The organism is Helicobacter pylori, from assembly GCF_030062585.1.
Classification (GTDB): domain Bacteria; phylum Campylobacterota; class Campylobacteria; order Campylobacterales; family Helicobacteraceae; genus Helicobacter; species Helicobacter pylori_CN.
The window spans coordinates 310,599-330,799 of record NZ_CP071935.1 but is presented as its reverse complement, the minus strand read 5'-3'; the positions used below and the strand labels follow the sequence as shown (position 1 = coordinate 330,799).

Genomic DNA, 20,201 nt, shown 5'->3' with positions numbered 1-20,201 from the left:
TTAAAACAAGCCTTGTAACTAAAATTTTCTTCCCTATTTTTATCTTACCTTTATCTTTTAAGATTTTATGAAAAATAGTTTCATTTTTACTATTGTTATTTTCTTAATGGTGTTATAATCGCTTTATAAATCATACAAAAGGATCGTTATGTTAGTTACTCGTTTTAAAAAAGCCTTCATTTCTTATTCTTTAGGCGTGCTTGTCGCTTCATTATTATTGAATGTGTGCAACGCTTCAGTGCAAGAAGTCAAAGTCAAGGATTATTTCGGGGAGCAAACGATAAAGCTTCCTGTTTCTAAAATAGCCTATATAGGGAGTTATGTAGAAGTGCCTGCCATGCTTAATGTTTGGAATAGGGTTGTAGGCGTTTCGGATTACGCTTTTAAGGATGACATTGTTAAAGCCACTCTCAAAGGCGAAGATCTTAAACGCGTCAAACACATGAGCACCGATCATACAGCCGCGCTAAATGTGGAGCTTTTAAAAAAACTTAGCCCCGATCTTGTGGTAACCTTTGTGGGCAACCCTAAAGCGGTAGAGCATGCGAAAAAATTTGGTATATCATTCCTTTCTTTCCAAGAGACAACGATCGCAGAGGCCATGCAGGCCATGCAAGCTCAAGCTGCGGTCTTAGAAATTGACGCTTCTAAAAAATTCGCCAAAATGCAAGAAACTTTGGACTTTATTGCTGAGCGTTTGAAAAATGTTAAAAAGAAAAAAGGGGTGGAGCTTTTCCACAAAGCCAATAAAATCAGCGGCCATCAGGCCATTAGCTCAGACATTTTAGAAAAAGGGGGCATAGACAATTTTGGCTTGAAATACATTAAGTTTGGGCGCGCTGATATTAGCGTGGAAAAAATCGTTAAAGAAAACCCTGAAATCATTTTCATTTGGTGGGTAAGCCCACTCACGCCTGAAGACGTGTTAAACAACCCCAAATTTGCTACTATCAAAGCCATCAAAAACAAACAAGTCTATAAACTCCCCACAATGGATATTGGCGGTCCTAGAGCCCCGCTCATTAGTCTTTTTATCGCCTTAAAAGCCCACCCTGAAGCCTTTAAGGGCGTGGATATTAATGCGATAGTCAAAGACTATTATAAGGTGGTTTTTGATTTGAATGATGCAGAAATTGAGTCATTCTTATGGCACTGATTTTTAAAAAGGGGCTGGTATTTTTAGCCCTTCGTGTATCGCGCTAGGCTTAGAACAAGCCCTATAGCGATACAATTCGCTAGAAGCGAACTCCCTCCATAGCTCAAAAACGGCACCGCTAGACCTTTAACCGGAAGAATCCCGCCCACCCCAAAGGCGTTGATCACCAAAGAAAAACTAATAAGCAACACCACGCCCACGCAAAATAGCGAATATTTTGGCTCTTTCAAGCGGTTAGCGATCCTAAAAATCAAAACAATCAAAACAGAAAACAAAATAAAACAAACGCATAGCCCCAAAAAACCCCATTCTTCGGCGATCCCAGCTAAGACCATGTCCGTATGCACTTCGCTCAAAAACCCAAGCTTGATTTGCCCTAGCCCAAGCCCTTGCCCAAACAACCCCCCATTATGCATGGCATTGCCTGCATGAAAGACTTGATAGGATTCGGGCAAGTCGCTTATTCTAAGAGCGTTCGCTAATTTATCCGGCAAGAGTGTGAAAAGCGAATTTTGTAAATTAGACCACCATAATTTTAGGCGTAAAATCCTATGTTCGCTTGTAACAATCGCTAAAACGCTGATCGCAAACGCCCCTGAAACGATCAAGCCAAATAAATGCGCGCTCCCCCCAGAAAAGACCAATAACACCGCTAAAACCGCCCCCAAAAGAACAATCTGCCCCAAATCGTTTTGCAAAATCCCCACCCCAATCGCTAAGGCCACAAACACAAACGAATAAGGCACAAAAGTGATGAGTTCTTCTTTGACATTAGCCTTTTCTTTTGCCACAAAGGTGCGGGACAAACTCCACGCAAGAAAAAAGGTAAAACCAATCTTTAAAAACTCCAAAGGCGCTAGAGAGAAAAATCCCAAACGGATCCAGCGCTTCGCCCCCCCTGCGCTGCTGGAAAGGCTTTCTGGCAAAAAAAACATGCCAATAATGAGTAGTGATGGGACAAAAAGGAGAAAAAACCCCAAATGGCTAAACCACTTGCTAGGATCAACCCTAGACAACCCCCACATGATAATAATGCCCATGATCGCGCTTAAAAGCTGTCGTATAAAAAAATGGAATTCTCCATAATGATACAGCACCACTGTGGTGTAAGTTGAGAGCGAATAGCTCATCAATACCCCTAAAAAAATTAACAACGAAGCGCAAAAAAACAGGTTTCTGTCTGTAGTCATTAGGGTTTCCTTATTTTGGTTTTTTGAATAGGCGTTATTTTAAGGTATTTTAGGGGTATTTTACACTATAATGGCTCTGAATTGGCTTATCGCTCAAGCTTGAGCATGCTTTGAGCTGATCGCATTCTTTGATGAGGAAATGAGCTATTTTTGGAATGTTTTTTGCATGCTAAAAATTTGCAAGGGTTTAAAAAGGGGTTTTGATGGATTTTTCTAAAGCGTTTGGATTGGTTTATAAAGCGCTAGATTATAGGGCTTTAAGGCAGGATATGATCGCTTCTAACATCGCTAATGTGGATACCCCTTTTTACAGGCCAAAGGATTTGGATTTTGAAAGCGTTTTAGCGGAGAAAAAAGCAGAAATTTTTGAAAACCAATCCAGTAAAGTTTTGCCTTTAGCCCACACTAACCCTAGGCATTTAGACTTTGAAAATAGCGCTAAAGATGGGGCGAGTCTTTTTTTTAGAGACGGGCATTTGGCTAAAAATGATGGCAACAGCGTGGATTTAGACATAGAAACGAGCGAAATGGGCAAGAACTCTACCATGTATTTAGCCTTGAGTTCAGCCTTAAAAAAGTATCGAGGCGTGATCAATTACGCCATTGACTCTAGTAAGAATTTATAATTAGGAGAAAAGCATGTTTTTATCTTCTTTTGATATTAGCGGTTATGGCTTGTCCGCCCAACGCTTAAGAGCTAATTTGATTTCTTCTAATATCGCTAACGCTAACACCACGCGCACGAGCGAAGGAGGCCCTTATAGGAGACAAGAAGCGGTGTTTAGGGCTTTTGATTTCAATGAGATTTTAAACCAAAAAATCGCCCAAAACAATCAAATCACCCCCTATGAAGACCCCTTAGATGAAGGCGATGATAACCCCTTAATCCCCATTACAAGCGTGGTGGTGGATAAGATTGTGCGCGATGATAGCGAGCCGTTGATGAAATACGATCCGAGCCACCCTGACGCTAACGCTCAAGGCTATGTGGCTTACCCCAATGTGAATGCGGTGGTTGAAATGGCGGATCTAGTGGAAGCGACCAGAGCCTATCAGGCCAATGTTGCAGCTTTCCAAAGCGCTAAAAACATGGCGCAAAACGCGATTGGCATGTTACAAACTTGAATGATTTGTAACAATTTATGGTAGTATAAGGGAATTTAGGTAGTATTAGCCAAAGATTCGTAGAATACAGAAATGAATAGGATATTTAATAGAGTTAAATTTTTAAAAAAGAGCTTAAGGAGGTTCTATGCAAGCCATACACAATGATAAAAGCTTATTGAGTCCTTTCTCTGAGCTTAACACGGACAACAGGACTAAAAGAGAAGAATCGGGTAACGCCTTTAAAGAACAAAAAGGTGGGGAGTTTTCTAAGCTCTTGAAACAATCTATCAACGAGCTTAACAACACTCAAGAGCAATCTGATAAAGCCTTAGCCGACATGGCGACAGGGCAGATTAAGGATTTACACCAAGCGGCTATCGCCATAGGGAAGGCCGAAACGAGCATGAAACTCATGCTTGAAGTGCGTAACAAAGCGATCAGCGCTTATAAAGAACTTTTGAGAACGCAGATCTAATCTCTTAAGTGGCGTCTCTTTAAATGATCGCTTGGTCTTTTTTAAAGAGAGGGTTTGTTGTTGCTACATCTCATTTTAATAGATTTCATCATCAAAAATCCACACTCCCGTGCGTTGTGAAAATCCAACGCCACGCCATTTTCAAGTAAGCGCTTATGGATAATAAGAATATTGATCCTTACTTCAACCCAGAGCAATTTCTAAAAATCCAAAGAGACAAGGGTGCGGTTACGGCACTAATCTTTTTGTTGCTTTTTTTTATTTTTTTGATGGTCGCTTTTAAAAAAGCTTTTTTTGCGCAAGCCAACATGCCTAATCTAGTGATGAGCAAACAAGACACTGCGGCTAGGGGGACTATCTATAGTCAAGACAACTACAGCCTGGCCGCTTCGCAAACCCTTTTCAAACTGGGCTTTGATACAAGGTTTTTAAACCCGGATAAAGAAGATTTTTTCATTGATTTCCTTTCTATTTATAGCAATATCCCTAAAAAGTCCTTAAAAGACGCCATCAATACGAAAGGCTATATTATTCTAGCCTATGATCTCACGCCCAATATGGCCGCTAATATTAGAGACTTGAATAAGAAATTTTTAACCTTTGGGGTTTTTCAAAATTTCAAAGACGCGCACGATAAAGTGTGGCAAAAACAAGGGTTAAACATTGAAATGAGCGGCGTTTCTAGGCATTACCCTTATCAAAATAGCCTAGAGCCAATCATTGGCTATGTGCAAAAACAAGAAGAAGACAAACTCACTTTAACTACCGGTAAAAAAGGCGTTGAAAAATCTCAAGATCACTTGCTTAAAGCCCAACAAAATGGCATAAGAACAGGCAAAAGAGATGTGAGTTTTAATTTTATCCAAAACCACTCTTACACAGAGGTTGAACGGCTTGATGGCTATGAGGTGTATTTGAGCATTCCTTTAAAACTCCAAAGAGAAATTGAAACCCTATTAGATAAAACTAAAGACAAACTTAGGGCTAAAGAAATCCTAGTGGGTATCATTAACCCTAAAAGCGGGGAAATTTTATCGCTAGCTTCAAGCAAGCGCTTCAATCCTAACGCCATTAAAACCAGCGATTATGAAAGCTTGAATTTGAGCGTTGCCGAAAAGGTTTTTGAGCCAGGCAGCACGATCAAACCCATTGTTTATTCTCTGCTGTTAGACAAGAATTTAATCAACCCCAAAGAACGCATTGATTTAAACCATGGCTATTACCAATTAGGAAAATACACCATTAAAGACGACTTTATCCCTAGTAAAAAAGTCGTTGTGGAAGACGTTTTGATCCAATCTAGCAATGTGGGCATGATAAAAATCAGCAAAAATCTCAACCCGGAGGATTTCTATAACGGGCTTTTAGGCTATGGATTTTCTCAAAAAACCGGCATTGATTTATCCTTAGAAGCCACAGGAAAGATCCCTCCTTTGTCCGCTTTCAAGCGTGAAGTGTTAAAGGGCAGCGTCTCTTATGGCTATGGGTTGAACGCGACTTTTTTGCAGCTTTTAAGGGCTTATGCGGTGTTTTCTAATGAAGGCAAATTGACTACCCCCTATTTAGTGCAACGAGAAACCGCTCCTAATGGCGATATTTACATCCCTAGCCCCAAACCCACTTTTCAAGTCATTAGCCCCAAAAGCGCTAGGAAAATGAAAGAAACCTTAATCAAAGTGGTGCGTTATGGCACAGGCAAAAACGCTCAATTTGAAGGGCTATACATAGGGGGAAAAACCGGCACGGCTAGGGTTGCCAAAAACGGGAGTTATAGCGCAGAGTCCTACAACAGCTCTTTTTTTGGGTTCGCTGAAGATGAAAGGCAGGTTTTTACTATCGGCGTGGTTATCTTAGGCTCGCATGGCAAGGAAGAATATTACGCCAGCAAGATTGCAGCCCCCATTTTTAAAGAAATCACCGAAATTCTAGTGCGTTACAATTATCTATCGCCCTCTATTGCGATTCAAAACGCTTTGGAAAAAAACCGCTTTAAAATAAAATAAAAGGCTCTTTTTAACCCAAACTCCAAAGAAGAAGCTTTAGACTAACCATATATAATGTTGAATAAATGATTAAAGTTTTTTAATAGGTGTTTAGCTTTTTAAGATAGCAAAAACGGATTTTCAAAAGGAATAAATTTTATCAATAAGAATTTTTGAGCTTTTTTAAAGGATCGCTCAAGCCAATTCAAAGGGATAAAAAAAGAGCGTTTTACTCCACTTAAAAGAGCGTGAATTTAAAGATAAGGAAAACTTGTATCAAATTTGTTGGAATGGATACGAAAGAATCTGCTTAAATTAGATTGACTCTGTTTTTAAGTCATAACCACCCATACCATGACAAGCAAGGCTTGATGGCTTTTTTAAGCTCAAAGATCAAACCATTATAATACCGCTCATTTACTCATGGGATAAACCTTATTATCGCATGGCTTCCTTGGGCGTTTATCGTTGTAATTCTCATTAAACAAATCCCTCGTTTTTTCATGATCTTTGGTTATGATTCCTGCCAATGGCAACAAGGTATGCAATAAATCATCGCTCATGAAAGGCTTGTGTAAAGCTTCTTCAAAACTTTTTACCATTTGGGGGTGTTTTTGTTTGAATGCATCGCTCATATAGATTAAAAATGGGATTTCTACGCTGGCATTTGAGCATTCATGGGTATTAAAGGCGCTTAATTCAAACATGTCATCGCCATGATCGCTTAGATAAATAACGAGACTATCCTTATCTTTAAACAATTCAATCAAAGAATGCAAAACATAATCATTATAATAAACGCTGTTAATATAATCGGTTACAACTTGCTTATCAGCATTGTTTGTAACCCGCAAAGACTTGTTTTTTGAAAAGTAAGAAGTGTTGTTGGGATTGAAACGGGAAAATTCTTTAGGAAAGCGGTTTTTATATTCAAAATGATTGCCAATCAAATGAAAAACAACAAAATTTTTACGCTTTTTACTCTCTCTCTCTCTCGTTATCATAATAGCGCTTGAAAAGAGCGACCAGGTTTTCATCATAAGGCTTATCATTTTCTATATAAGTATCAAAACGCTTAGCCACTTGATAATAGCTATTGCCCCACATGAGTCCATAGCCTTGAGAGGTGATCCAAACGCTTTTGTAATCGGTCAGTTTAAGGATATGGGCTAGATTTTTATATTGATACCATGCTTTTTGGTTGAGATTATCCCTATTGGCGTAAGTTAAAAGCATGGTGAAACTTTTATCCGTATAAAAAGCCGGGCTGATCACATTATCAAACGCTAAAAGCGAACCTTTTTCTTTTAAAGCGCTTAAATAAGGGGTTGTAGGGGCTTGATAGCCATAAACACCCATAAAATTTCTGTTCAAACTCTCGCCAAAAACCAACACCACATTTTCAACACTCCCTGTATTTTTGACTAAGTAATCTTTAGGGTAAGAAGCTTTTTCTAAAGCCTGACTGGAGTTGTGGCTTTCTCTCAAACTGCTAATATTCCTACCAAAATAATACGCTCCTTTAGCCAAAGCAATGTATTCCATCGTCCCATCAGCGTTCAACAACGCTTCATCTTCTTTATATTTTTTGATGGTTTTTATAGCGTGTGGCGCTTCTACAATCAAAAATAAAACGCTTAAAATACTAGCCATTTTTAAAGGAATTGGTTTGTTAGGAACGAGACTGAATAGTTTTAGAGAACCTATAGCTATTAAAATAAACCCTATCACAAAATACCAATGCGGATAAACATAGGCATGGAGGAATTCTAAGCTCTCTTTATAATGCGTGGTGAATAAAATATTACCCAGCTCATTAGACAAAGGCAAATGAAAATAATACGAACCAAAAATATCTATACAGCTAAACACAATCCCTAAAACTAATATAAAACTTTTTAGGCTTTCTGTTACAAACCTGTTCTTAATAAAACTAATCGCATAATAAACAATAAAAAGCCATATAAAGCTATACAAGAGCGCTTTGAAAATAAAACCAACGCTCACTGAAGAGAGAAAGCATGCTGAAAGCGCATTAAAAAGAATGAACACAAAAAATTTAGAATCTAAAATCATCAAACCACTCCATTAAGAGATTAAAGTCAGCCCCACTTGAGCGAGTTTTCTCATATCAATTTCAATAAACCTTGATATAAGTTTTTTGTCGTCATGCCTAGAAAATGCGTTCCAATCATTCCCCTAATAAACGACTGACCATAAAAAGATTATAAGATACTCCCCCCCTTTTTTTAATTCAATGCACTTCGCTCCAAACTTTTCTTTTCCATGCATAAGCCAAGAACGACAGCACCGCAAAGAAAATCATGATTTTAATCCCTAAAGTATTCCTTTCATGTTTTTTCCTATCGCCTGCTTTTTCCAAATATGCGATAACTTGTTTTTGAGCTTGTTCACTCAATCCCACTCTGGGCATAGCCGTGCCAGGCAAAAGCTTTTGCGGGTCGTTGATGAAAATATTCAAGCCATGTTCGCCCTTAGCCCTAATCATCATGGACAAATCAGGCGCATGAGAGCCTAAATAATTGGCTAAATCTTTAGGATCGCTAAAGGCCTTATCTTTAGCGTAATCTAGGCTATGGCACCTTTGACAGCTTTGTGCAAACACTTCCTTATCGCTCAAATTTTTAGGCAAAATAGAAGTGAGATACGCCACAATATCGCTCAAATCTTTATCGCTAAATTGAGAAAACGCCGGCATAGGATAGGGCTTTTCATCGTTGAACTTATGGCTCAATTTCGCTGTTTTCACAGGATCTTTGATGAAGTGGGCTAAGAAATTCAAATTCAAAACCCCCGCCACATGGCTTAAATCCGGTGGCACAACCCCAAAAGAGTTACTCGCGCTAAGGCTATCCATAGGGGCTGGAATGTTTTGGGATTTAATGCCATGGCAAGCGGTGCAATTTTCGGCTACAAGCTGTTTGCCCTTATTAGCGTCGCCATTTTTTAAATCCATCGGCTCTAAATCCTTGAAAGCAAAATCCGCCGGAGCGACTTTAGGGTGCATCACCGAATGCGCATAGGGCTCAACCCCATAATAAATCACGCCTATCACCACAATAAGGATGATTAGAATTTTAAATTCTTTCATCTAACACCCCCTTGTTTCTTGCTCTCAGCGATAGTGATAATGGGCAATACCACAAAGAAAAGGGCTAGGAAAGTGATTGAACCAAATAAGCCGATGTATTTACCGATCCCAAGCGGAGGCAATTTACCATAGATCGTTAAAACAATCATATCAATAATTAAAAGCCAAAACCACACCATAAACGCTGGCCGTTTGTGTGCGGGAGCGACCACAGGGCTTCTGTCTAAAAAGGGCAGTAAGAAGAAAATCACTTGCGCCACGCCAAAGGCCATTAGCCCTAAATCAGCGCTAAAGAAAAAGCCCCTTAAGACTTCATAGCTCCATAAGAAATACCATTCAGGGTAAATGTGAGACGGCGTTTTAAGGCTGTTAGCCCTTTCAAAGTTGATAGGATCCATCGCAAAATCATAGTGGTAACACACCAAGTAAAAGAAAAAGACCATGAACGCGCAAACCACAAAAATATCTTTAGACAAGAATACCGGCCAAAAAGGAATGACTTTGGATTCTTTTTTCTTGCCTTCAATGAATTTCTTTTCTTCTGATTCAAAGTCAATCTCTTCGCCTTCTTGGTTATTGACATGCGGGATGCGCAAAGAATAAAAATGCACCCCAACAAGTAGAATGATCGCAATGGGCAGTAAAAACACATGGAGCATGAAAAAGCGCGTTAAAGTGGAATCCGCCACAACATAATTCCCCCTAATCCACTCCACCACATCAGCCCCAATGAAAGGAATGCCCCCAAATAAATTCGTGATAACCGCCGCGGCCCAATAGCTCATCTGCCCCCAAGGCAGCATATACCCGCTAAAGGCTTCCGCGCTAAAGACCACAAACAAAATCATCCCGCTAATCCAAATCATCTCACGGCCCTTTTTGTAAGAGCCATAATAGATGCCAACAAACATGTGGATATAAATGATGACAAAAATCATGCTCGCTGCCGTGGCATGCATGTGGCGCCAAAGCCAGCCATAAGCCACTTCTTGCATGATGGTGAAATTCACGCTATCAAACGCCATTTTCGCATCAGGCTTGTAATACATGAGCAAGAAAATCCCTGAGACCACAAGCACGCCAAAAAGGGTTAATAAAATCACCCCCATCGCCCATAAGAAATTAATATTTTTAGGGATCCAATATTCTGTCATTAGCACTTTAACAAGCTTGTTAGTGCCAAGACGCATGTCTAGCCACTCGCCTAAATTCTTCGCTTTTTTTATCTCTGCCATGGAACTCTCCTTACGCTTTAGCCATCATTTTCTTGTATTCAGCCCCGGCTTCACCAAAAGTGATTTTAGTGCCTTCAATTTTAAAGGGCGGAATATCAAAAGGGCGTGGAGGGGGGGTGCCGGCAATATTCACGCCATCAGCCGTGAAACGCCCCCCATGGCATGGGCATAAAAAGCCTTTTTCTTCATCTTGATAAGTGGGGATACACCCTAAATGCGTGCAAATTTGAATGGCTGTGGTAAAAACGCTCTCGCCAATTTTAAAATCGCGCTTTTCATTAAAGCCCTCTTTTTTAGAACGCTTGAGGATATAGACCGGTTTCCCACGCCATTCCACCGTGGAAAACTGCCCTTCTTGCATGTTCGCCACATCTATGGTTGTAAAACCAGCTGAAACAACGCTTGGGAGAGGATCCCAAGTCTTTTTCATCGCTACCAGACTCGCTATCGCCCCTATAGCTGTAACGCTAGCAAGGCTCATTCCTAAAAAATCACGCCTTTGAATATCTGCCATGATTAAAAACTCCTTAATGATAATTACCTTTTAACGACTAAAGGCCTAGCAAATCCCTATTTTACAACAAACTCTCTTAATAATTTTTTTAAAATAACAAATTGAGACTAAAATCAAACGCTTTTTAACGCCGTTTTAAAGAAATTTGAGCGCGCAAATGTTTCAAAAGGGTTTCTAAAATATCGTTATCGTCTTTGCTTGGGGCTTTCAGGCTTTCTTTTATTTCATCGTTATAAGTAAGGGTGATGTTTTGATTGAAATTAGAAAGTTTAAGGATGCCAAGCTGGTTGGCTAAGATTTTAAGCGTAATGATTTGCAAAAATTGAGCGCTCAAATCGTCCATTTTACCAAACCTGTCTTCTATTTCTTCATGGATTTGCCCCACCTCATCTACATTCTCACACAAACTCAAACGGCGGTATAGATCCAACCTCAAACTATCGCTTGCGATGAGTTCAGGGTTTAAAAAAGCGCTCACGCCAAGTTGGATTTCTACGCTTTTTTCAAGCCTTTTCTTCCCCCCACTCAATTCATAAATTGCGTCTTCAAGCATGCGCGTATAGAGCGCATAACCGATGTTTTTAATGTGCCCGCTCTGATCCTGCCCAAGCAAATTCCCGCCCCCCCTGATTTCTAAATCATGATAGGCGATACTCTCCCCACTGCCCAAATACGAATTTTTTTCTAAAGCGAGCAAGCGTTTTAAAGCCTGTTCGTTCAAACTTTTTTGATCTTCTATGAGGAAATAGCAAAAGCCTTCTTTTTTGCCTCTCCCCACACGCCCTCTTAATTGGTGCAAATCAGCCAGCCCGAAATTTTGTGCGTTATCTATAATGATCGTGTTAGCGTTAGGCAAATGAATCCCTGATTCCACAATAGAAGTGCATAACAAAACCTGATAGCTCCCCTTAGCAAACTCTAGCATGATTTCTTCGCTCTCGTTAGCGTTAATTTGGGAATGCAAAATGGCGATTTTGAGTTTAGGGATTAAATTTTCTAGCTTGGTTTTGACTTTTGAAATGCTAGCGATGTGGTTATGGATGTAAAAAATTTGCCCGTTACGGCGTAATTCTCTATGAATAATCTCTTTTAAAAGCTCGTCATTCTTTTCTTTCAAAAAAGTGCGGCTGGGCTTTCTGTCTGTGGGTGGGGTTTTTAAAGAGCTAATGCCCTTAATTTGAGAGAGCGCCATGTTTAGAGTGCGCGGGATAGGCGTAGCAGACATGCTTAAAAAATGCACGCTTTTGCTCAATTCTTTTAAAGCTTCTTTTTGTTTCACGCCAAATTTATGCTCTTCATCTACCACCACTAAGCCCAAGTTTTTGAATTTTGCGCCTAAAATCGCATGCGTGCCTATTAGCGCATCAACTTGCCCTAATTCCACCGCCTTTAAAAGCTTGTTTTTTTCGCTCGCATACCGATCCAAACGAGCCACTTTAACGCCAAAATTTTCAAAACGCGCCCTTAAAGTCTCAAAATGCTGGTGCGCTAATAAAGTGGTAGGCACAACTAAAGCGCTTTGAAAGCCGTTCAAAAACGCGCAAAAAATTGCATGCATCGCCACTTCCGTTTTCCCAAAACCCACATCCCCACTCAATAACCTGTCCATCACCTTGTGAGAGCTTAAATCCCTTGAAATTTCAGCGATGGCTTTTTCTTGATCGCTGGTGTATTCAAACCCCGCATGCGATTTAAAGACTTCCAACTCCGCCAAATGCACATCCATCTTTTTACCCAAGATCAAATTGCGTTCAGCTGCTAATTCAATGATCTTGCTAGCAATCTCTAAAAGCTTAGTCCTGACTTTAGCTTTTAGTTTGAGGAAACTCCCCTTCCCTAGCCGGTCTTTAACCGGCACGCTATCGCTTTGCGCCACATAGCGAGCGATGAGATGCAAGTTTTCTACCGGTAATAGCAGTTTGTCTTCGCCCAAATAAGCGATTTCTAAAAAATCCCTCTTGCTCCCTAAAACGCTGTGCTGGACTAATTGAGAAAACACGCCCACCCCATAATCATCATGCACCACCCATTCACCCGGATTCAATTCGTTCAAGGCGAGCTTGGATTTTTGGCGTTTTTTCTTCCTTTCAAAAGAATTGAGCGAGATAAAAATCCTATCAGGGGTTTTAAAATTTAACACAAAGGGGGCGATCACGCATTCCATGCTGCTTTTTTCAAGTGTGCTTATCGCGTTGTCTAAAATCGTTTTATTGGGGGCTAGGAGCGTGATTTTATGATTTGAATGCAAAGCGATAAAGCCTTCTAGGGCATGCGCATGGATTTCTAAATCTTCATAACCTTGCGCGTTTTCTAAAACCTTTAAAAATTTGAAACACTCACAATCCAATTCGTTTAAGCTCGCTAATTCTTGAATTTCTTCTAAAGCTCTAGGGCTTATAACGCTTTTATAAACGATTAGTAAGTCTTGCGCTTTTTCTCCTAAAAACCACAAACCAAAACTGGTCAAATCTTTAGAAAAGCTATTTAAGGGGCTTTGCTCCACTTTTGTTTTCAGATCCTTATAAGATGGTTCGTCCAAACTAAAAAGCGTGGGGGGGACTTCAATTTCTAACAAATCTTCTTTAAGGCTCATTTGAGTGGTAGGGTCAAATTCCTTAATGCTCTCACACTCCGTGTCAAAAAAACTCAAGCGATACGCTTTAGAATTGGGCGCATAAATATCCACAATATCCCCCCTAAAGCTCGCTTCGCCTTCCACTTCCACTAAGTCTAAAATTTCATAACCATAATAAAAGAGCTTGTCTTTCAAATCCTTAAGGTTATATTTTTCTAAAAGAGTGATTTTAAAGCTCTCTAAAAGTTCTTTTTTGGGTAAAGGGTGTAATAAAGCGCTAATAGGGGCAATGATGATAGTTTCTTGCTTGTTCTCTAAGGCCTGATAAAACTCCCTCAAACCCCCTAAAAGCTGTAAAAATTCTTCAAAAAACGAACGCAAATCGTCGTTTTTTTTAGCCCTAAACTCCGGGAAAAGAATGGCTTTGGTATTTGGCTTAAAATAGCTTATGACTTCTTTAGCGAGCTTGGATTCTTTAAAATCCTTACAAGCGAGTATTTGATAATCAAAGCCTTCATTTAAGGCTTTATAAAGGCTAGATTGGATCATTCCCTATTTATTTTCAATCTTCTTTTCTTGCTCATTGATTAACAACGCCCCCCCTTGAATATTCTTAGGGCGAGTTTCCCCAATCAAAATCCCCTTCCTTTCCACCACAAGCTCTTGGCTAGAGATTTTACCATCAAGGCGCCCTAAAGGCATGATTTCTACCACTTCCGCTTCCACCGTGCCAGTAAACTTGCCATTGACTACTAATTTATTAGCGAAAATCTCACCCACTACCGAGCCGGTTTGTCCGATCACCACCGTGCTTTTAGAATGCACCACCCCCTCTAATTCGCCATCTATGTGCAAATGGTAATCCAAATGAAGCTCACCCTTTATTTTTGTGCCTTGAGCGATGATAGTCACTGGTCCTGTTTTTGCATTAGCCGATTTATTATTGTTATCAAAGATTGCCATCTGATGCTCCTTTCTTTATTAAAAACTTCTTCAAAATTTTTCATGTTCCATTTGGTGAAACTCATGGGGTTTATGGGCTGATTTAAAAACCGCACTTCATAATGCAAATGCGGCCCCGTGCTCATCCCTGTATTACCACTATACCCAATCAACTGCCCTTTTTTGACAAATTCGCCCGTTTTTACGACGATTTTATTCAAATGGGCGTAGTAGGTTTTAAAACCAAAAGGGTGGAAAACTTTAATCAAATTCCCATACCCTCCATTCCACCCTTTGCTCGCTAACCCCACTACCCCGCTCGCGCTCGCATACACAGGGGTGTTAATAGCGGTGCTTAAATCAAGCCCGGTATGGTTGTGCAACACATGCAAAATAGGGTGGATTCTTTTATTGAAGGCGGCTGAAACGCGCCGATAGGATTCTAGCGGGTAGTCATTAGGGATAAGGCGCATGATAAAGCTTTTTTGAAGCCCGGTAATCCCAGCGACATCCAGGCGGCTGGAAAAATTGCTCTCTTCTTTTTCTTCTTCAGGCTTATTCACTCCCACCACTTCTTCTAAATCGTTGATGCGTTCCCCTGAAAGTTGCAAATCGTCTAAAAATTCATCCATTTGCAAAGAAAGCTTTTCATTCGTCTCTTTTTTTTTCTCAAATTCTTTAGTGATTAAAGCATGCTGCTTGTCAATATTTTTAATCTCTTTATTTAAAACCAGTAACGAAATGCCTAAAAACAATAAAGATCCCACAACGCTCAACAGCGCATACAAGCCAATTTGACGGAATAAGATATGAACATTAATATAACGGCTCCCTTTAGAGTCCGTAACCATCACAATCAAACGCCTGTCTAAAAACACCAAAATCCTTACTGGCTTATTAGCGCGTCTTTATCCACATGCTCTTGGAGCTGGACAATGTCTTCTAAAACCCAAAACAAATTCTTCCATTCAATAAATTTATTTTCTTCTAAAGCGCTTTGGAAATGATCCAAATCCCATGCCAAAAATTTTTGCATGTCTAAAATTTTACCCAAAAAGCGCACTTCATAATGCAATTTTTCACCGCCGCTATTACCGCTCTTCCCGCTATAGCCAACCAACTGCCCTTTTTGGATAAAGCTTTTAGGCTGCACATTGACATGATCTAAATGCGTGTAGATGGAGCTAAAACCAAACGCATGTTCAATGCGCACCAAGTTCCCATACCCCACATTAGAATTGGTCTTCACAAAATCCACAATCCCATCAGCGCTCGCATAAACAGGCGTGTTTAATGGCGCGATAAAATCAATCCCGGATTCAACGCCCTTAATTTTTTTAATGGGGTGGTTCCTTTCTTTGGTGGGTTTGATAGCGCTATAAGTTTTCAAGGGCATGCCATTAGGAATGAGCATGAGCGCTAAATGTTTTTGAGCCAGATTCAAATTTTCTAAATCCACTTCATCATAGAGATGCACGCCCCCATTGGCCCCTCTTTTGATTTCAATCAAGGATTCCAACCCACGAATCTTTTGCCCCACAATAAAAAGCTCTTCTCGCTTGTTTTTAATCTCTTTTGTCAAAGTGTAATTTTTTTGATACAAATCCCTAAAATCCCTTAAAACCGCATTCCTCTCGCTTGTCATCGTATCCATTTTAGCGATTAAAAATTTTAAAAACCCTACGCCAAGCCCTACGATCAATAAAAGAATGATAACAGAAATGATGAGGTTGCGTTTTAAATTTTTAGAAAATTTGAGCTGTTTAGAGCCTGATTCATCAATGATGGTGATCACAAGCTGGTTTTGCGGCATCAATCCCTCTTCTTTGGATAGCGTTCATAAAAAGCGTTGGCTACCAAAAATGAGCCATACACCAAATAATTTTCATTTTCTTCCAAATCTTCAAACAAAGCGTGTTCTAACCCTAAAGTTTCTAAAATCCCTTTAAGTTTTTCTAATTGGATAATTCTTTCATTATGCAATTCTAAAATCAAAACCTTTTTAATGACAGGCTTTAAAATTTCTAGCACCAAAAAAGCGTCTTTATCTTGATAGCAGTTATAAATTAAAATGATTTTAGCGTTAAAAATGCGTTTGATTTCTTCTTTTAAGGCTTTAGCGCTATGGGGGTTATGCCCCACGTCTATTAAAATATTAGGGCTTAAAAGCTCGCAACGGCCGATTAAATTTAGGGGCTTTAGGTTTTTTAAAACTTCTTGTTTATTGCATGGCAATAGCGTTTCAAACGCTTTTAGGGCCACTTCTAAATTCATCGCTAAAAAATAGGCTAAATGGTGGCGTTCAATATAGTCCATGACTCCTTTTGAAATTTCATTTTGAACCACAATCAATTGCGCGTGTTTTTCTTTGGCGATCTTTTGAGCGATATTTAAAACCAGTTCTTGTTGGGGAGCGATGATACTAAGAGAGCCCATCGCTTTTAATTTAGTAGTCGCAATGCTTTCTAAACTATCCCCTAAAAATTCCTTATGATCGTAATCAATGGGAGTGAAAACGCTTAGGGTTTTTTCTAAAGCGTTCGTGCTGTCAAACTCCCCCCCAAGCCCCGCTTCTAAAACCAAATAATCGCAATCTTTAGCGAGCATGACAGCTAGTAAGGTAGCGTATTCAAAATACGAGCAAGCGCTGCTGAAAGCGTGCGATTGCAATTGCTGGTGGGCGTTTTCTAAAACGCTTTCTTTAACAATAGAATCATTCAAAAAAAAGCGCTCCCTAAATTCAAAAACATGAGGGGAGGTGAAATGCAACACCTTAAAATTTTGATCGGCCAATAAAAGAGTTAAAAACCGCCCTGTGCTGCCCTTGCCATTAGTCCCTACCACATGAATGACTTTCGCTTGAATCTCAAAAAAAGCGTTCTTAAAATCTTTATAAATTTGAATGAAACGGCTAGGATCAAACTTGTGGTATTCTTTAGGCTTTGTTTCTAAAAACGCCTTTAATCCATTCAAAGAGCTATTTTTCATTATTGAATTTCCCCTCATAAGCGATTTGAGCCACAAATTTAGTCAAAGTTTGTTCCACAGCCTGATTGATAGCATAATAGCGGTTCTGGTAGGTGTTAAGGGGGTCTTGCAAATTCACAGCGTAGTTGTAATACCCGCTATTTTGAAAAGTCTTTTGTGTGCCTCTTTTATTATCATAGGTGTAATTCACAGACACGGTTGCGCGATAGAAAGTCGTAAAGCCTTCTTTATTTTGCGTGATACTCGTATCGGTTACGTTCGTGATTTCTATAATAATAATGGAATCCGCATCTTTTTCACTCGCTAGGCGGTTTTGGAAGCGTTGCACGACTAAACGATTCATCAAATCCTTAAACTCTACGGAGTTTTCAGGGTTAGGCAAATTCACAATGAGTTTCACATATACGCTATCGCCTAAAGCGTTTTGAGCGTAAGCGGCGATGGGTTTATACCCACAGCCCTTGAACCAAAGCAATAAAATAAAAAAAAGTAAAGCCCTCATGCGATAACAAAATTAACAAGCTTATTAGGCACATAAATTTCTTTTTTAACGCTCGCCTTTTCTAAATATTTCTCTAATTCTTTTTTAGCCAAAACAATAATTTCTTCTTTGCTGGCGTTAATATTGACTTTCAATTCCGCGCGCCTTTTGCCATTAATGGTAAGCCCTAAAGTCATAAAGTCTTCTATCAAAGCGTCTTCATCGATCGCTATAGGCTTGAAATTCTCTCTTTTAAAAAGCCTCTCGCTCAACTCCCATGCGGTGTGCGGGATAATAGGCTCTAAGATTTGCAACAACACAAAATAACCCTCGCATAAAATTTGCTCATTATTTTGTGCGTTCAAAGCGTTTAAAGCCTCCATGCAGCTTGCGATCAAAGTGTTAAACGCGTAAGCGCTTTCAGTCTTATTGAAAATTTCATGCGATTTTTTTAACGCTTCATAGACTTTTTTACGAGCTAGTTTTTGCGTTTCATTCAGGATCACTTCTTTAAATTCAGGCTTAGAAGTGGTAGGGGTAATGGCGTTAGCCTTATCGTATAAGCGCTTGATAAACCGGTGCGCACCTTCTAAAGCGCTGTCATTCCATTCCAATTCTTTAGCCGGTGGGGCAGCAAAAAGGATAAAGAGCCTTGCGGCATCGGCCCCGTATTTTTTAAGTATCTCTTTAGGGCTGACGACATTGCCTTTAGATTTGCTCATCTTAGCGCCATTTTTTAAAACCATGCCTTGAGTGATAAGCTGTTTGAAAGGCTCATCTAAATGAAGATAGCCCAAATCCCTTAAAGCCTTAGTGAAAAAGCGCGCGTATAACAAGTGCAAAATCGCATGTTCAATGCCGCCAATATAAGTGTCCACCGGCATGAAATACTTCAAGTAATTTTGATCAAACGCTTGATTTTCACGCTGATTTTTGGGCGTGGTGTAACGCAAGAAATACCAACTGGATTGGATGAAAGTATCCATAGTGTCTGTTTCTCTTAAAGCGTCTTTGTGGCATTTAGGGCATTGAGCGAATTTCCAACTCGCATGCTTTTCTAACGGATTGCCCTCCCCATCAATCACAATGTCTTCAGGTAAAGTTACCGGCAGTTGGGTTTCAGGCACAATCCCGCAATTTTTGCAATGAATCATAGGAATGGGCGCTCCCCAATACCTTTGACGGCTCACCCCCCAATCTTGCAAGCGGTAGTTGATCACCCTTTTACCGAGATTTTCTTTTTCAAAATAAGCGATGATTTGCTCTCTGGCCACTGAGCTAGAAAGATCGCTCCACTCCCCGCTATTTTTTAAAACCTCTTCTTTAGTGTGGGGCAAACTTTGAGAACTTTGGGTGATCACTTTAATAGGGATATGATAAAGATTAGCGAATTCAAAATCCCTTTCATCGCAGGCTGGCACGCCCATTAACGCTCCAGAGCCATAATTGGCTAGAGCGAAATTAGCCACCCAAACAGGGATTTTTTGCTTCGTTAAAGGGTGGATAGCATAAATACCTAAAAATACTCCTTTTTTCTCTAAGGCTCTTTCTCTTTGAGTCGTGTTTAAAATCGCTTTAATCATCTTTGAATCTTCTTGGCTCACTTGCTTAATGGCATGCTCTACTAAAGGGTGTTCTGGGGCGATTGCAATGTAAGTTACGCCATAAATGGTGTCCGCTCTTGTGGTAAAAACTTCAATTTCTTGAATGCCATTGCAAGCCTTCAAGCACTCATCAGCGATTTTAAAACCAAATTGCAACCCGCTAGATTTCCCTATCCAGTTTTTTTGCATGATTAGGACTTGAGAAGGCCAATGGTTTTCTAAAGCCTCTAAGTCTTTGAGCAATTCCTCAGCGTAGTTTGTGATCTTCAAATAATATTGATAGAGTTCTTTTTGAATGACTTCTGTGTCGCAACGCCAACACCTCCCATCAATGACTTGCTCATTAGCTAAAACGGTTTTGTCGTTAGGGCACCAATTGAGCATGGCTTTCTTGCGATAAATTAGCCCCTTTTCCCACAAATCAATGAAAAATTGCTGTTCAAATTTCGTGTAATCCGGATCTGAAGTGGCAAATTCCCTGTTTTTAGAAAAAGAAAACCCTAAAGTTTCAAACTCTTTTTGCATGTTTTCAATGTTTTCATAAGTCCAAGTTTTAGGGTGGATACCATGCTTAATGGCCGCATTTTCTGCAGGCATCCCAAAAGAATCAAACCCCATAGGGTGTAACACATTATAATGGTGCAAACGATAATAACGTGCCAACGCATCCCCAATAGTGTAATTGCGCACATGCCCCATGTGGATTTCCCCACTAGGATAAGGCAGCATGCTCAAAATGTATTTTTTAGGGAGGTTAAAATCGTCTTTAGGCTCAAAACTCTTATTTTTCCACCAAAATTCTTGCCATTTTTTTTCTATATTGATAAAATCCATCAACTA

General features: G+C 39.8%; 18 protein-coding genes and 1 pseudogene. 6 read left to right on the top strand and 13 right to left on the bottom strand.

Annotated elements, in window-relative coordinates; translation table 11 throughout:
* Window positions 1-148: 148 nt before the first annotated feature.
* Window positions 149-1,156, top strand: a complete 1,008-nt coding sequence (locus tag J5F42_RS01545) for an ABC transporter substrate-binding protein (protein ID WP_097699687.1) — start codon at window positions 149-151, stop codon at window positions 1,154-1,156.
* Between the two features lie 23 nt (window positions 1,157-1,179).
* On the opposite strand, the gene J5F42_RS01540 is transcribed toward J5F42_RS01545, so the two are convergent.
* On the bottom strand, window positions 1,180-2,346 hold the full coding sequence (locus J5F42_RS01540) for an FtsW/RodA/SpoVE family cell cycle protein (protein WP_097699686.1): 1,167 nt from the start codon (window positions 2,344-2,346) through the stop codon (window positions 1,180-1,182).
* A 203-nt stretch (window positions 2,347-2,549) separates the two neighbouring features.
* On the opposite strand from J5F42_RS01540, the gene flgB reads away from it, so the two are divergent.
* The 5 genes from flgB (at window position 2,550) to J5F42_RS01515 (ending at window position 5,931) form a co-directional block, all read left to right on the top strand.
* Entirely contained in the window at window positions 2,550-2,972 is a 423-nt protein-coding gene (flgB, locus tag J5F42_RS01535) for a flagellar basal body rod protein FlgB (RefSeq protein WP_000347746.1), read from the top strand.
* A gap of 13 nt (window positions 2,973-2,985) precedes the next feature.
* Window positions 2,986-3,471, top strand: coding sequence for a flagellar basal body rod protein FlgC (gene flgC / locus J5F42_RS01530; protein WP_000480116.1), 486 nt, complete (start codon window positions 2,986-2,988; stop codon window positions 3,469-3,471).
* A gap of 127 nt (window positions 3,472-3,598) precedes the next feature.
* Window positions 3,599-3,928, top strand: coding sequence for a flagellar hook-basal body complex protein FliE (gene fliE / locus J5F42_RS01525; protein ID WP_001147916.1), 330 nt, complete (start codon window positions 3,599-3,601; stop codon window positions 3,926-3,928).
* Between the two features lie 23 nt (window positions 3,929-3,951).
* Entirely contained in the window at window positions 3,952-4,077 is a 126-nt protein-coding gene (locus tag J5F42_RS01520) for a transcriptional regulator (RefSeq protein WP_078249530.1), read from the top strand.
* Window positions 4,078-4,083: 6 nt separating this feature from the next.
* The gene (locus J5F42_RS01515) at window positions 4,084-5,931 is read left to right on the top strand and encodes a peptidoglycan D,D-transpeptidase FtsI family protein (protein ID WP_283491437.1); all 1,848 of its coding nucleotides are present in this window, start codon (window positions 4,084-4,086) and stop codon (window positions 5,929-5,931) included.
* 392 nt (window positions 5,932-6,323) lie between these two features.
* Here the strand turns inward: J5F42_RS01515 and J5F42_RS01510 are convergent, their stop codons facing one another.
* From J5F42_RS01510 to leuS, 12 genes and pseudogenes are all read right to left on the bottom strand, one after another.
* Entirely contained in the window at window positions 6,324-6,860 is a 537-nt protein-coding gene (locus J5F42_RS01510) for a sulfatase-like hydrolase/transferase (RefSeq protein ID WP_097639439.1), read from the bottom strand.
* A pseudogene (locus J5F42_RS01505) lies at window positions 6,857-7,986 on the bottom strand (sulfatase-like hydrolase/transferase). Before J5F42_RS01505 ends, J5F42_RS01510 begins: the two are co-directional and overlap by 4 nt.
* A gap of 178 nt (window positions 7,987-8,164) precedes the next feature.
* The gene (locus tag J5F42_RS01500; RefSeq protein WP_283491435.1) at window positions 8,165-9,022 is read right to left on the bottom strand and encodes a cytochrome c1; all 858 of its coding nucleotides are present in this window, start codon (window positions 9,020-9,022) and stop codon (window positions 8,165-8,167) included.
* On the bottom strand, window positions 9,019-10,257 hold the full coding sequence (locus J5F42_RS01495) for a cytochrome b (protein WP_283491434.1): 1,239 nt from the start codon (window positions 10,255-10,257) through the stop codon (window positions 9,019-9,021). Before J5F42_RS01495 ends, J5F42_RS01500 begins: the two co-directional genes overlap by 4 nt.
* A gap of 10 nt (window positions 10,258-10,267) precedes the next feature.
* Window positions 10,268-10,771 carry a ubiquinol-cytochrome c reductase iron-sulfur subunit gene (gene petA / locus J5F42_RS01490; protein WP_000763638.1) on the bottom strand — a complete coding sequence of 168 codons (504 nt, stop codon included), beginning with the start codon at window positions 10,769-10,771 and terminating at the stop codon, window positions 10,268-10,270.
* A 124-nt stretch (window positions 10,772-10,895) separates the two neighbouring features.
* Window positions 10,896-13,895: a transcription-repair coupling factor gene (gene mfd / locus J5F42_RS01485; protein ID WP_283491433.1), complete on the bottom strand. Its 3,000-nt coding sequence runs from the start codon at window positions 13,893-13,895 to the stop codon at window positions 10,896-10,898.
* A 3-nt stretch (window positions 13,896-13,898) separates the two neighbouring features.
* The gene (locus J5F42_RS01480) at window positions 13,899-14,309 is read right to left on the bottom strand and encodes a bactofilin family protein (RefSeq protein WP_283491432.1); all 411 of its coding nucleotides are present in this window, start codon (window positions 14,307-14,309) and stop codon (window positions 13,899-13,901) included.
* Complete coding sequence (csd1, locus tag J5F42_RS01475; protein WP_283491431.1) at window positions 14,255-15,166, bottom strand: peptidoglycan DD-metalloendopeptidase Csd1; 912 nt, start codon at window positions 15,164-15,166, stop codon at window positions 14,255-14,257. The genes J5F42_RS01480 and csd1 overlap by 55 nt, the downstream gene beginning before the upstream one ends.
* A gap of 8 nt (window positions 15,167-15,174) precedes the next feature.
* Window positions 15,175-16,101 carry a M23B family cell shape-determining DD-metalloendopeptidase Csd2 gene (gene csd2, locus J5F42_RS01470; RefSeq protein ID WP_283491430.1) on the bottom strand — a complete coding sequence of 309 codons (927 nt, stop codon included), beginning with the start codon at window positions 16,099-16,101 and terminating at the stop codon, window positions 15,175-15,177.
* Complete coding sequence (locus J5F42_RS01465) at window positions 16,101-17,276, bottom strand: bifunctional folylpolyglutamate synthase/dihydrofolate synthase (protein ID WP_097699847.1); 1,176 nt, start codon at window positions 17,274-17,276, stop codon at window positions 16,101-16,103. Before J5F42_RS01465 ends, csd2 begins: the two co-directional genes overlap by 1 nt.
* The gene (gene lptE / locus J5F42_RS01460) at window positions 17,266-17,778 is read right to left on the bottom strand and encodes an LPS assembly lipoprotein LptE (protein WP_001202123.1); all 513 of its coding nucleotides are present in this window, start codon (window positions 17,776-17,778) and stop codon (window positions 17,266-17,268) included. Before lptE ends, J5F42_RS01465 begins: the two co-directional genes overlap by 11 nt.
* Complete coding sequence (gene leuS / locus J5F42_RS01455; protein ID WP_097699848.1) at window positions 17,775-20,195, bottom strand: leucine--tRNA ligase; 2,421 nt, start codon at window positions 20,193-20,195, stop codon at window positions 17,775-17,777. Before leuS ends, lptE begins: the two co-directional genes overlap by 4 nt.
* Window positions 20,196-20,201: the final 6 nt, after the last annotated feature.

Excerpts from the sequence above, each read along its gene's own strand:
- J5F42_RS01545 (WP_097699687.1), top strand. The coding sequence starts at position 149 with ATGTTAGTTACTCGTTTTAAAAAAGCCTTCATTTCTTATTCTTTAGGC.
- J5F42_RS01540 (WP_097699686.1), bottom strand. The coding sequence starts at position 2,346 with ATGACTACAGACAGAAACCTGTTTTTTTGCGCTTCGTTGTTAATTTTT.
- flgB (WP_000347746.1), top strand. The coding sequence starts at position 2,550 with ATGGATTTTTCTAAAGCGTTTGGATTGGTTTATAAAGCGCTAGATTAT.
- flgC (WP_000480116.1), top strand. The coding sequence starts at position 2,986 with ATGTTTTTATCTTCTTTTGATATTAGCGGTTATGGCTTGTCCGCCCAA.
- fliE (WP_001147916.1), top strand. The coding sequence starts at position 3,599 with ATGCAAGCCATACACAATGATAAAAGCTTATTGAGTCCTTTCTCTGAG.
- J5F42_RS01520 (WP_078249530.1), top strand. The coding sequence starts at position 3,952 with ATGATCGCTTGGTCTTTTTTAAAGAGAGGGTTTGTTGTTGCTACATCT.
- J5F42_RS01515 (WP_283491437.1), top strand. The coding sequence starts at position 4,084 with ATGGATAATAAGAATATTGATCCTTACTTCAACCCAGAGCAATTTCTA.
- J5F42_RS01500 (WP_283491435.1), bottom strand. The coding sequence starts at position 9,022 with ATGAAAGAATTTAAAATTCTAATCATCCTTATTGTGGTGATAGGCGTG.
- J5F42_RS01495 (WP_283491434.1), bottom strand. The coding sequence starts at position 10,257 with ATGGCAGAGATAAAAAAAGCGAAGAATTTAGGCGAGTGGCTAGACATG.
- petA (WP_000763638.1), bottom strand. The coding sequence starts at position 10,771 with ATGGCAGATATTCAAAGGCGTGATTTTTTAGGAATGAGCCTTGCTAGC.
- mfd (WP_283491433.1), bottom strand. The coding sequence starts at position 13,895 with ATGATCCAATCTAGCCTTTATAAAGCCTTAAATGAAGGCTTTGATTAT.
- J5F42_RS01480 (WP_283491432.1), bottom strand. The coding sequence starts at position 14,309 with ATGGCAATCTTTGATAACAATAATAAATCGGCTAATGCAAAAACAGGA.
- csd2 (WP_283491430.1), bottom strand. The coding sequence starts at position 16,101 with ATGCCGCAAAACCAGCTTGTGATCACCATCATTGATGAATCAGGCTCT.
- J5F42_RS01465 (WP_097699847.1), bottom strand. The coding sequence starts at position 17,276 with ATGAAAAATAGCTCTTTGAATGGATTAAAGGCGTTTTTAGAAACAAAG.
- lptE (WP_001202123.1), bottom strand. The coding sequence starts at position 17,778 with ATGAGGGCTTTACTTTTTTTTATTTTATTGCTTTGGTTCAAGGGCTGT.
- leuS (WP_097699848.1), bottom strand. The coding sequence starts at position 20,195 with ATGGATTTTATCAATATAGAAAAAAAATGGCAAGAATTTTGGTGGAAA.